The organism is Nocardia sp. NPDC004340 (assembly GCF_053602575.1).
This window is the reverse complement of the sequence record NZ_JBSGDW010000004.1, coordinates 781418-793810: the sequence shown is the minus strand read 5'-3', so window position 1 is coordinate 793810 and position 12393 is coordinate 781418. Positions and strand designations below refer to the sequence as shown.

The following is a 12393-nucleotide window of genomic DNA, read 5'->3' as shown; positions in this document are numbered from 1 at the left end:
GCGAAACCCGAGGTCGCCGATCGGGGCCGGGTGGTGGCCGGGCGCACGCTCGACGGCATGAACGCACCCATCGAGCCCACGCCGTCCATCGAGCCCACCCTGCCCGTCGAGCCCACTGTGCCTGTCGAACCGGCTCCGCCCGCCGAGCCCGCGCCGCGGCCGGCACCCGTGCTGTCCGATCGCCCGGACACCGCGGCCGACCCGCCGTTCGAGGATCCGGGGGAGTGCGGGCCGCGGCTGCGTGAACCCGGTGACCTGATCGCCGCGGTCCCCGCGATGCTCGGCTTCATGCCCGCGCGGTCACTGGTGGTGACCGCGCTGAGGGCGGACCCGGAGTCGCCGGAGGCCGCGGCGGTCGAGGTGGTGACCCGTATGGACCTCGACAATCGGGGCCGATCCGCGTCCGGACTGCTGGTCGAGCGGGTCGCGGGAATCTGTGTGCGGCACCGGGCCGTCGCGGCGCTGGCCCTCGTGATCGACGACCGCGCGACCGAACCCACCGGGCGGCACGCGGGAGTGCGGGCGCGCAAGCACGGTGATCTCGTTGCCGCCCTGGAACATCGGCTCGACGCGGACGCGGTGCCGCTGGCCGGAGCCTGGGCGGTCCAGGCCATCGGGCCGAAACTGCCCTGGTGGACGCTGTCGGGACCGTGGTCGCGCGGGCTCCAGCACGATCCGGCCACCTCGATGGTGACCCTGCGCCACGTCCTCGACGGCCGCCCGCTGCGCGGGTCCCGCCGGGAGCTGACCGACCTGCTCGCGGTCGACCCCGTGGCGCGGGACGCGACCGCCGCCGCCCTGGAGATCGCGGCAGCCGCCACGGCCCGGCCGGCGCAGCCCGGTGATCCGCGGGTGCGACTGCGGCTCGAATTGTGCCGGGTGCTGGGCTATCTCGAACGGGTCGAGGCCGGGATCCGGCTCACCCCGGTCGAGCTGGCGGAGCTGGCCGTCGCGCTCCGGGATCCGGCGCTGCGCGACATCATGTTCGGGCTGGCGCCGGGCCCGCACGCCGATGGCGCGGAAGCACTGTGGACCCAGCTGACCCGGGCGCTGCCCGATCCGGATCGCGCCGAAGCGGCAGCGCTGCTGGGCTATTGCGCGTACTCGCGGGGTGACGGCCCCTTGGCCGGTGTGGCGCTGGACGCCGCGCTGACCGCGGATCCGCAGCACCGCATGGCGACCCTGCTGGAACTGGGCTTGCAGACCGGCATGCCGCCGGAGCGTTTGCGGCGGCTCACGGACTCCGGCCGCGAGACCGCCGCCGATCTGGGCGTGCGCCTCGGGCCGGAGCCGCGGTGATCACACCGCGGACCCCGGGCCGGTCCGGAAGGGCTCAGCGGGCGCTGTGCGCGCGGTCGCCGAGAGAGCGCAGGAATTCCCAGGCGTCGGAGACGATCTCGTCGAGATCGGTGTGCTCGGGCGTCCAGCCGAGTTCGGCGACGGCCTTGGCGCTGGAGGCGATCAGCACGGCCGGGTCACCCGCGCGGCGCGGGGCGTCGACCGCGTTGATCGGCAGCCCGGTCACCCGCGCGCAGGCCGAGATGACCTCGCGCACCGAGAAACCGGTGCCGCTGCCCAGATTGAAGATCCGATGCGCACCCGGCTGCGACTGCTCGAGCGCCTTCAGATGCGCCTGCGCCAGATCGCGGATGTGGATGTAGTCGCGCACCGCGGTGCCGTCCGGCGTCGGGTAGTCGGTGCCGAACACCGAGATCGACTCACGATGACCCAGCGCGGTCTGCAGGACGAGGGGGATGAGATGGGTTTCCACCACACGGTTCTCGCCGAGCCCGGCGTAGGCGCCGGCCACGTTGAAGTAGCGCAGGCTGGTCGCGGCCAGGCCGTGCGCGGCCGCGTACGAGGTGATCGCGTAGTCGATGGACAGCTTCGACGCGCCGTAGGGGTTCGTCGGCGCCTTCGGGGCGTCCTCGACGATCGGCACCTGCTCCGGTTCGCCGTACACCGCTGCGGTGGAGGAGAACACCAGCTTCGGCGTGCCCGCCGCCCGCATGGCCTCGAGCAGGGCCAGGGTCTTGACCACATTGCCGTGCCAGTACTTCTCCGGCGCCACCACCGACTCGCCGACCAGCGACTGGGCCGCGAAATGCAGCACCCCGTCGAAGGATTCGGACGCGATCAGTTCGGTGCCGACGGTGGCGATATCGCCCTCGACGAACTTGGCCCCGGCCGGGACGCCGTCGGCGTTGCCGGTGGACAGATCATCGACGACCACGACCTCGTGGCCGTCCTCGAGCAGAACCTGCGCGCACACGCCACCCACGTAGCCGGCCCCGCCAGTTACCAGAAGCTTCACGGATCAGACCAACTTCACCTGGACGGCATGCGCCATCTCGTCGGACAGTTCGAATCCCTCGTGACCGGGCACCGAGATGACCACGGCACCCGGCTTGTTCTCCACGGTGACGCGGGCGTCGGGCACCACACCGGCCTGGCGGAGCTGGTTGATGGTCTCCGGGTCGGTCTGGATGTGCTCGGACAGCCGGCGCACCACCACGGCCTGGGCCTGCCCGGCGGGCAGGTCGCTGAGCCGGACCAGCTTCTCCTCGGACCCGGCGGCGGGATCGATGCCCAGTTCGTCCAGGCCCGGAATCGGATTGCCGTAGGGGGAGGTGGTGGGGTGGTTGAGCACCTCGACCAGGCGGCGCTCGACCTCCTCGCTCATCACGTGCTCCCAGCGGCAGGCCTCGGCGTGCACGTTCTCCCACTCGAGACCGATGATGTCGACCAGCAGCCGCTCGGCCAGCCGGTGCTTGCGCATCACCGCGACCGCCATGGCGCGGCCCTTCTCGGTCAGTTCGAGGTGGCGATCACCGGCGACGTTCAGCAGACCGTCGCGCTCCATCCGCGCGACCGTCTGGCTCACCGTCGGGCCGCTCTGCTCGAGGCGTTCGGCGATGCGCGCACGCAGCGGCGTGACGCCCTCCTCCTCGAGGTCGTAGATGGTACGGAGGTACATCTCCGTGGTGTCGACCAGATCCTTCACCTGTTAAACCCCTTCGTCGGCACGAATTCTACCCATGCACGGCGGCTGCACCGGGCGACAGCTTATTTCGCGGACGCACGGTCAACAGCCAGGACGGGCAGCGTGTTCCCAGCAGGTTTGCTCGGTGGCAGCCTGCCATCCCGGTACGACAGCCCGGCGGGCACCGCGGTGTGCCAAGCCTACGAACCGGCGCGACGCATTAGCGTGGCAGGTATGCCTGGCCGAGCTGGTGGTGAACCGAACCTCGCAGTGGATGGAACGGTCGTATGGACCGATCGATTCCTCGACTACACCTGGACCCCCGAACACCCCATGCGCCCGGTGCGCCTGCAGTTCACCATGGCGCTGGCCGAGGGACTGGGCCTGCTCGACGGCGTGGAGCAACTCACACCGGACGCCGCGGGTGAATCGGAGCTGCTGCGCGTCCACACCCACGACTACATCGAGGCCGTGAAGCACGCGCGGCCACCGCTGGGCTCGGTCCCCACCGCCCCGCCCTACGGGCTCGGCTCCGCCGACAACCCGGTGTTCCCGCACATGCACGAGGCGGCGTCGGTGATCGTGGGCGGCACGCTGGCCGCCGCGCAGGCGATCGCGGCCGGGCACACCCGCCGGGCGGTGAGCATCGGTGGTGGTATGCATCACGCCATGCCGGCCTCGGCAGCGGGGTTCTGTGTGTACAACGATGTAGCGGTGGCGATTTCGTGGTTGCTCGACAACGGTTTCGACCGCATCGCCTATCTCGATGTGGACGTGCACCACGGTGACGGGGTGCAGCGGGTGTTCTACGGGGACCCGAGGGTGCTGACGGTGTCCATCCACCAGCACCCGGCGACCCTGTGGCCCAATACCGGCTGGCCGGAGGAGACCGGCATGGGCGCGGCCGAGGGCACCGCCATCAACCTGCCGATCATGCCCGGCACCCGGGATTCGCTGTGGCTGCGCGGGTTCCACGCCGTGGTGCCGGGCGCGCTGGCGGCGTTCCGGCCGCAGATCGTGATCAGCCAGTGCGGTGTCGACACCCACCGCGAGGATCCCCTGGCCGATCTGGAACTCAGCATCGACGGTCAACGCGCGGCCTTCCTGGCCATGCGCGAGCTCGCCGACCGGTACGCCGAGGGCCGCTGGCTGGCGGTGGGCGGCGGCGGGTACGGCCTGATCCGGGTGGTGCCACGGGCCTGGACCCACCTGCTGGCCACCGCCCTGGATCGCACCATCGACCCCACGACCGCCACCCCGCCCGAATGGCGGGAGCTGGTCGGCCGATACGCGCCCGTGGTGGCGGTGCCCGAGACCATGGGCGACGGGGCCGACACCTCGTTCGCGCGCTGGGACGGCCCCGGCGGCGGCCGCGACACCGGCGACGAGCGCGTGGACCGCGCCCGCCGGGCCCTCGACACATCCGTATTGGCAACACGCCGGGCGAGTTTCGGCCTGCTCGGCCTGGATCCGGAGGATCCCCGTGACTGACCCGTCCCACTCCGCCGACCCGGCCGCCGTCTCCGGCAACGGCAGCGTGCCCCCGGCGCCGGCCCCGCCGCTGCCGCCGGACACCCCCGGCACCCCGGTGAATCCGCCTCCGCCGCCGGAACATTGGTTCGCCGACGTGCTCGCCTCCGACGGCGGCGTGGTCGGGCTGCGGCCCATCACCCCCGACGACGCCGAGGCGCTGGAGCGCTTCCACACCGCGCTCTCCGACCGCACCCGCTACCTGCGCTACTTCGGGCCGTACCCGCGGATGACGCCCAAGGACCTGTACCGGACCACGCACGTGGACTACCGCGACCGCGTCGGGCTGGTGACCGAACTCGGCGACGAGATCATCGCGGTGGGCCGCTACGAGTACCTGGCCGACCGGCCGGGACCGCGCGCGGCCGAGGTGGCGTTCGTGGTCGCCGACGAGCATCAGGGCCGCGGGCTGGGCTCGATCCTGCTCGAACACCTGGCGGGCGCGGCCGCGGAGAACGACATCGAGACCTTCGTGGCCGAGGTGCTCGCCGAGAACAACGCCATGGTGCAGGTGTTCCGCGACGCCGGTTATCAGGTGCAGCGCAGCCGCGACGGGTCGGTGCTGCACCTGGAATTCGCCATCGACCCCACCGAAGCGCTGCTGTCGGTGCGGGATTCGCGCGAGCGGGCCTCGGAGGCACGCAGCGTCGGGAACCTGTTGTCGCCCAAGTCCATCGCGGTGATCGGGGCCACCCCGTCGACCAGCCGGGTGGGTGGCGCGGTGCTGGCCAACCTGCTCTCGGGGGCCTATCAGGGACCGGTGTTCCCGGTGAACCGGAACCGCACGGCGGTGCGCGGCGTGCGCGCGTATCCGACCGTGCGCGACATCCCCGACGAGGTCGACCTGGCCGTGATCGCGGTGCCCGCCACCGAGATCGGGTCGGTGCTCGACGACTGTATGGCCAAGGGGGTCAAGGGCCTGGTGGTGCTGACCGCCGGATTCTCCGAGACCGGTCCGCACGGCTATCAGGCCGAACGCGATCTGGTCGACGCCGCGCGGGCGCACGGCATGCGAGTGGTGGGTCCGAGCGCGCTCGGCATCGCCAACACCGATCCGGCTATCGCGTTGAACGCCACCCTCGCGCCGGTGTTGCCCGGGCGTGGGCGGATCGGATTCTTCTGCCAGTCGGGCCCACTCGGCGCGGCCATTCTGGGCGAGGCCGCGGCCCGGCAGCTGGGGCTGTCGACCTTCGTCTCCGCCGGCAACCGCGCCGACGTCTCCGGCAACGACCTGCTGCAGTACTGGGACAGCGACCCGGACACCGATGTGGTGCTGCTGTATCTGGAGACCTTCGGCAATCCGCGCAAGTTCTCCCGTATCGCGCGCCGGGTGGCGCACACCAAACCCATTGTGGCCGTGAACAGCGGCCGCAACGCGGCGCGGGTGGACGGGGATCAGGATCTGGATCGCTCGCTGGTGCGCAACCTGTTCGCGCAGGCCGGGATCATCCAGGTCGATTCCATCACCGAGCTGTTCGACTGCGCCATGCTGCTGGCCTATCAGCCGCTGCCCGCCGGGCCGCGGCTGGCGGTGATCGGCAACAGCGCCGCGCTGAGCTGGCTGGCCGTCGACGCGGCGCGCGGTGAGGGCCTGACCGTGGACGAGCCCACCGACCTCGGGCCGCAGGCCGGTCCGGCGGACTACCTGACCGCGGTGGCCGCCGCGACCAGCGATCCGGCGGTGGACGCGGTGATCGTCATCTACTCGCCGCCGGTGCCCGCCGCCGTGGCCTCCTTCGCCGAGGCGATTCGCGCGGGCGCGCAATCGGATCCGGCGACCCCGGTGCTCACGACCTTCGTCGCCGATCAGGGCATGCCGAACCTGCTCGCCACCCGCGGGCTGGGCGGCATCCTCGAACGCGGTTCCATTCCCTCCTACGGCGATCCGGAGCGGGCCGCCCGCGCGCTGGGGCGGGCGCGGCGCTACGCCGAGTGGCGCACCCGGCCGCTGTCGCCGATCGCCAGGCCCGGCGGCGCCGACACCGCGCGGGCGCGGGAACTGGTGGCGCGGTGGATGTCCGAGGACGCCACCGCGTGGCTCACCGATCTGCAGGCCGCGGAACTGCTGGGCTGCTACGGGATCGACGTGGTCGAGTTCCGGGAGGTCCGCGACGCCGACGCCGCCGTGGCGGCCGCCGACGAACTGGGATTCCCGGTGGCGGCCAAGGCCACCGGCGAGATCTGGCGCAACCGGCCCGATCTCACCGGTGTGCGCCTGGACCTGTGGCGGCCCGACGCCGTGCGGCGGGCGTTCACCGATCTGGCGGAGATCTCCGGCAACCCCGTGCACATTCAGCGCATGGCCACCAAGGGCGTGGGCTGCACCTTCCGGGTGCAGGACGACCCGTCGTTCGGTTCGGTCATCAGTTTCGGCCTGTCGGGCACCATCATCGACCTGCTCGGCGACCGGGTGTACCGGGCGCTGCCACTGACCGAGGCGGAGTCGGCCGAGCTGATCGACGCGCCCCGGGCGGCCCCGCTGCTGTCGGGCACCGTCGGCGGGCGCGATCTCGGCAAGCCGGTCGACAAGGGCGCGCTGGCCGAACTGGCGCAACGGATCTCGGCGCTCTGCGACGACCTGCCGGAGGTGCGAGAGTTGCAGTGCGAACCGGTGCTGGCCTCGCCGGAGGGCGCGGCGGTGCTGTACGCGCGGGTGCGAATCGGGCCGGAACCCAACCGGTTCGACATCGGGCCGCGCCGGATGGGTTGAGCAGTAGCCGAACTCGGAGAGGTGAACGTAGTGCAGGCGAATCAGATCGAGACGGCAACCGCGCCGTTGCGCGACGACATCCGGTTCCTCGGAGGCATTCTCGGGGACACCATTCGCGACCACGAGGGCCCGGAGATCTTCGACCTGATCGAACGGGTCCGGGTGGAGGCGTTCCGGATCCGCCGCTCGGAGGTGGAGCGCAGCGCGGTCGCGGACATGCTGCGCGATGTCGACATCCGTACCGCCATCCCGGTGATCCGCGCCTTCAGTCACTTCCTGCTGCTGGCCAATCTGGCCGAGGACCTGCAGCGCGATCGCCGGCGCGCGGTGCACGTCGCGGCCGGGGAGCCGCCGCAGGACTCCAGTCTGGCCGCCACCTACCAGAAGCTCGACGCCTACGGGCCGGACGGCGCGGTGGTCGCCGACCTGCTGTCGGACGCGCTGGTGTCGCCGGTCATCACCGCGCATCCGACCGAGACGCGGCGACGCACCATCTTCGACGTGCAGGGCAAGATCACCGACCTGATGCGGCAGCGGCAGCGCTACAACAGGTACGAGCCGGAGTTCGCCGAACTCGAGGTCGACATCCGCCGGCAGGTGCTGCAGCTGTGGCGGGCGGCGCTGATCCGGTTGGCGCGCTTGCGGATCCAGGACGAGATCGACGTAGGGCTGCGGTACTACGACCTCACGTTGTTCGACGTCATCCCGCGCATCAACGACCAGGTGCGGGCCGCGCTGCGGTCCCGCTGGCCGGGGCACGACCTGCTGGCGCGGCCGATCCTGCGGCCGGGCTCATGGATCGGCGGTGACCGCGACGGCAATCCCAATGTGACCGCCGACGTGGTGCACCGCGCCACCCACCGCGCGGGCACGGTCGCGTTCGAGCGATACCTGAGCGCGCTGGTCGAGCTGGAGAAGACGCTGTCGCAGTCGGCGCGGCTGGTGCCGGTGACGCCGGAGCTGGCGGCGCTGGCCGACGCCGGCTTCGACGAGTCGCCGCAGCGGGCCGACGAGCCGTATCGCCGGGCCGTGCGCGCGATCCGGGCCCGGCTCAGCGCCACCGCGATCCGGGCGCTGGGTGAACTCCCCGCGGACGGCATCGACGCCGGGGCGCTGCCCTATGACGGGCCGGGGGAGTTGCTGACCGATCTGGGCGTGGTCGACGCGTCCATGCGGGCGTCCGGGGACGGACTGCTGGCCGACGACCAGCTGGCCTCGGTGCGATCGGCCGTGGAGACCTTCGGGTTTCACCTCCAGGGCCTGGACATGCGCCAGAACTCCGAGACCCACGAGCAGGTGGTGACGGAGCTGTTCGCCTGGGCCGGAGTGCATCCCGACTACGCCTCGCTCGACGAGGACCAGCGGGTGGCGCTGCTGTCGGCCGAATTGACCACGCGCCGACCGCTGGTCGGGCCCGCCGCGCGGCTGAGCGACCTGGCCGCCAAGGAGCTCGCGGTGGTGCGCGCCGCCAGGGCCGCGCTCGACGATCTGGGCCCGGACACCGTGCCCAACTACATCATCAGCATGTGCACCTCGGTCAGCGACATGCTCGAGGCCGCGCTGCTGCTGAAGGAAGCGGGCATTCTCGATCCGGGCGACGCGGACACCGCGCCGTCCAGCCCGGTCGGGGTGGTGCCGCTGTTCGAGACGATCGACGACCTGCGCCACGGCGCCGACATCCTCTCGGCCGCACTGGAAGTGCCCGCCTATCACCGCCTGGTGGCCGCGCGCGGCATGCAGCAGGAGGTCATGCTCGGGTACTCCGACTCCAACAAGGACGGCGGGTACCTGGCCGCCAACTGGGCGCTGTACCGCGCCGAGCAGAACCTGGTGGACGTGGCCCGCAAGACCGGAATCCGGTTGCGGCTCTTCCACGGTCGCGGCGGCACCGTCGGCCGCGGCGGCGGCCGCAGCTACGACGCCATCCTGGCCCAGCCGGCCGGGGCGGTGCGCGGCGCGCTGCGGCTGACCGAGCAGGGCGAGGTCATCTCCACCAAGTACGCCGATTCCGGCACCGCGTACCGCAATCTGGAGGCGCTGGTCGCGGGCACCCTGGAATCCACTCTGCTGGATGTGGAGGGGCTGGGCGCGGAGGCCGAGCCCGCCTACGAAATCCTCGACGAGCTGGCCGAATCCGCGCGCATCGCGTACTCGAAACTGGTGCACGAGACCCCGGGCTTCGTCGAGTACTTCCGGGCCTCCACCCCGGTGGCCGAGGTCGCGGACCTGAACCTGGGCAGCCGCCCCGCCTCGCGCAAACCCACCGACTCCGTCTACGACCTGCGCGCCATCCCGTGGGTCATGGCCTGGAGCCAATCGCGGGTCATGCTGCCCGGCTGGTACGGCACCGGCACCGCGTTCGAGCAGTGGATCGGCGACGACCCCGCGCGCCTGGCCACCCTGTCGGACCTGTACCGCCGCTGGCCGTTCTTCAACACGGTCATGTCCAACCTGGCTCAGGTGATGGCCAAGGCGGACATGGACATCGCCGCCCGCTACGCCGACCTGGTGCCCGACGAAGCCTTGCGCGACACCGTCTTCCGCATGATCTGCGACGAGTTCACCCGCACCGCGCGCATGCACGCCGCCATCACCGGCGCCGACGAACTGCTCGCCGACAACCCGGCCCTGGCCGAGTCCATCCACAACCGCTTCCCGTACCTGGAACCGCTCAACCAACTCCAGGTCGAGCTACTGCGCCGACGCCGTGCGGGGGACACCTCCGAACTGGTCGAGCGCGGCATCCTGCTCACCATGAACGGTCTCGCCACCGCCCTGCGCAACTCCGGCTAACCGACCCGGCGGCCCTGCCCCGGAAGCCTGGGGCAGCCCGGTTGAGTGGAATGTCCGAATTCCACACTCTGCGAACGCTACTGTTCGTGAACCTCGTCCACGGGGTTCACGAACAGGAGTAGCGCATGAGCGCAGGCAATGCGATCGCCCGCGGAATCGGCAGGGGCGCAGTGGTTTTGATGGCGACCGGTGCCCTGGGCGGGCTGGCGACGTCGACCGCGTCGGCGTCGGAAGTCGCCGTCACCCTCACCGCCCCGGCGGGTGGCTATGTCGTGGGAACCAAGGTGTGGATCGACCTGAAGGTCTCACCCACGCTCTTTCATCTCCCGTGGGAGCGGGTGACCTTGCGGGACAACGGAACCTGCTTCTTCTCGGGGTTCCAGGGCTTCATGACCGGCTTCTACACCACCTGGATCCCGACCACCGCGGGCTCCCACACGATCACCGTGACCCAGGGGCCGCAGTCCGCCTCGCAGACCGTCACGGTCGCCGCCGCACCGCCCGGCACGCCAACCCCGGATCCCGGTACCTACGGCTGCGACGGCACCGGAAGCATCGGTACTGGGAGCTTCGGGTTGTGATCGTGGCCCTTCTCGGGGTTGTGCGGGGTTTGACGCGTAGGTAATTTCCTACCTATTGTGGTCGGGTGCCCTACCGCTTGAAGTCCGGAGACGCCGATCGTGTGTTCGGCGCGCTGGCCAATCCGACCCGGCGCGACATCCTCGAGCTGCTGCTCGAGGGTGAGCAGTCGGTGCAGGTGATCGCCGAGCGCTTCGACATGGCCCGGCCCAGCGTGTCCGAGCACCTGAAGGTGCTGCGGGACGCGGGCCTGGTGGCCGAGGACAAGCGTGGGCGGCAACGGTTCTACCGCGTGGAACCGGACCCCCTGCACGACGTGCAGTCCTGGCTCGATCCGTTCGAACGGTTCTGGCGGGCCCGGCTGCGTGACCTGGGCGCGGTGCTGGACGCCATGCCCGACGACCCCGACCAGCCCGACGAGAAGGACCGACGATGACCGACGACACCACCAGGATCGAACTCGACCAGTTCTATCCGCACCCGCCCGCCAAGGTGTGGCGGGCGCTCACCACCCCGGAACTCATGGGGCAGTGGATGATGCGGCCCGTCGGGTTCGAGCCGGTGGTGGGCACGGTCTTCGAGATGACCACCCAGCCCATGCCCGGCCAGAACTTCTCCGGCGAGATCCGCGGCCGGGTGCTCGAGGTCGTCGAGCCGGAACTGCTCACCTTCACCTGGAACGACGCCGAGGCCGAGCGGGAGACGGGCTGGGTCATCAGCTGGACCCTGCGTCCCGAGGGGCGCGGCACCCGAGTCCTGTTCAGCCACAGCGGCTTCGACCCCGAGGATCCGGTCATGCAGCGCGCCCGCAGCATCATGGGCGGCGGCTGGCAGGGCATGCACGACCGGCTCGGTTCGGTCCTGGCGGCCGCCTGACCCCGGCTCAGGCTCCGAACTCGGTGCGGTGGTCGCGCACCCAGTCGGCGTAGGTGCGGGGCGCGCGGCCGAGGACCTGCTCGACATCGCCGGTGACGATCGCGTTCCCGCCGTCGCGGACGAACGCCTGACCGGCCAGCGCACCGTCCGCGTACTCCTCGGACATACCCGACTCGAGCATGAACCCGCGAGCTACATCCAGGGGGATGTCGGTGACGTCGATGGAACGGTTCAGCGCCGCCGCCAGCACGGCGGCCTGGTCATGGGTGGTCAGTGCCGCGGGACCGGTGAGGGTGTAGATCCGTCCCGCATGGTCGTCGGACAGCAGGGCTTCGGCGGCCACCGCCGCGACATCGCGCGGATCGATCACGCCCTGCGCGCCGGCGCCGGTCATGTTCGGGACCGGCTGACCGGCCTGGATCGGGGCGACCCAGCTACGGGTGTTGGAGGCGAAACTGCTGGGCCGCAGGATGGTCCAGTCCACCCCGCTCTCGCGCACCGCCTGCTCGCCGGGCATGTGCCAGGTGCCGACCCGCCCCAGCTCCGGATCTCCGGTGCCGATCGCGGACAGCTTCACCACGCGGCGCACCCCGGCCGCGCGCGCCGCCGCGACCAGCGCCCGATCCAGTTCCACATAGTCCGGGCCGAGCAGCCCGACCAGGAACGCCGCCTCCGCGCCGGAGAAGGCCGCGGCCATGGATTCGGTGTCGGCGTATTCGCCGCGCACCACCTCGACTCCGGCCGGAACCCGCGCCAGCTCCGGATTCCGGGTCACCGCACGGACTTTCACGTCCCGCTCGGCCAACAACCGGACGACTTCACTGCCGATGGTGCCCGTGGCACCGGTGATAACGATCATGTCCATCACCCTGCCGCCGGGCCCGGCCCGCGAGATAGGAAAAACCGGCACAGCCGGATCGGC

10 protein-coding genes are annotated in these 12393 nt (G+C 71.1%); 7 read left to right on the top strand and 3 right to left on the bottom strand.

The features are described from left to right. Nucleotides 1-57: 57 nt before the first annotated feature. On the top strand, nt 58-1299 hold the full coding sequence (locus tag ACWEOI_RS20285) for a DUF4192 domain-containing protein (RefSeq protein ID WP_452360571.1): 1242 nt from the start codon (nt 58-60) through the stop codon (nt 1297-1299). 34 nt (nt 1300-1333) lie between these two features. Here the strand turns inward: ACWEOI_RS20285 and galE are convergent, their stop codons facing one another. Further along, on the bottom strand, nt 1334-2314 hold the full coding sequence (galE, locus tag ACWEOI_RS20280; RefSeq protein WP_452360570.1) for a UDP-glucose 4-epimerase GalE: 981 nt from the start codon (nt 2312-2314) through the stop codon (nt 1334-1336). A 3-nt stretch (nt 2315-2317) separates the two neighbouring features. Beyond that, on the bottom strand, nt 2318-3004 hold the full coding sequence (locus ACWEOI_RS20275; RefSeq protein WP_357093423.1) for a metal-dependent transcriptional regulator: 687 nt from the start codon (nt 3002-3004) through the stop codon (nt 2318-2320). 213 nt (nt 3005-3217) lie between these two features. Between ACWEOI_RS20275 and ACWEOI_RS20270 the strand changes: the two genes are divergently transcribed. The 6 genes from ACWEOI_RS20270 to ACWEOI_RS20245 all read left to right on the top strand — a co-directional run bounded on the left by ACWEOI_RS20270 (nt 3218) and on the right by ACWEOI_RS20245 (nt 11471). Next, nucleotides 3218-4474, top strand: coding sequence for an acetoin utilization protein AcuC (locus tag ACWEOI_RS20270; RefSeq protein ID WP_452360569.1), 1257 nt, complete (start codon nt 3218-3220; stop codon nt 4472-4474). 46 nt (nt 4475-4520) lie between these two features. Then, entirely contained in the window at nt 4521-7223 is a 2703-nt protein-coding gene (locus ACWEOI_RS20265; RefSeq protein WP_433673305.1) for a GNAT family N-acetyltransferase, read from the top strand. 30 nt (nt 7224-7253) lie between these two features. After that, complete coding sequence (gene ppc, locus ACWEOI_RS20260; protein ID WP_452360568.1) at nt 7254-10016, top strand: phosphoenolpyruvate carboxylase; 2763 nt, start codon at nt 7254-7256, stop codon at nt 10014-10016. A gap of 125 nt (nt 10017-10141) precedes the next feature. Continuing rightward, nucleotides 10142-10597, top strand: coding sequence for a hypothetical protein (locus ACWEOI_RS20255; RefSeq protein ID WP_452360567.1), 456 nt, complete (start codon nt 10142-10144; stop codon nt 10595-10597). A gap of 65 nt (nt 10598-10662) precedes the next feature. After that, nucleotides 10663-11031, top strand: a complete 369-nt coding sequence (locus ACWEOI_RS20250) for an ArsR/SmtB family transcription factor (RefSeq protein WP_357093433.1) — start codon at nt 10663-10665, stop codon at nt 11029-11031. Continuing rightward, the gene (locus ACWEOI_RS20245) at nt 11028-11471 is read left to right on the top strand and encodes an SRPBCC domain-containing protein (RefSeq protein ID WP_433672422.1); all 444 of its coding nucleotides are present in this window, start codon (nt 11028-11030) and stop codon (nt 11469-11471) included. The genes ACWEOI_RS20250 and ACWEOI_RS20245 overlap by 4 nt, the downstream gene beginning before the upstream one ends. Before the next feature lie 7 nt (nt 11472-11478). Here the strand turns inward: ACWEOI_RS20245 and ACWEOI_RS20240 are convergent, their stop codons facing one another. Then, nucleotides 11479-12330 carry an NAD(P)H-binding protein gene (locus tag ACWEOI_RS20240; RefSeq protein ID WP_433672423.1) on the bottom strand — a complete coding sequence of 284 codons (852 nt, stop codon included), beginning with the start codon at nt 12328-12330 and terminating at the stop codon, nt 11479-11481. Nucleotides 12331-12393: the final 63 nt, after the last annotated feature.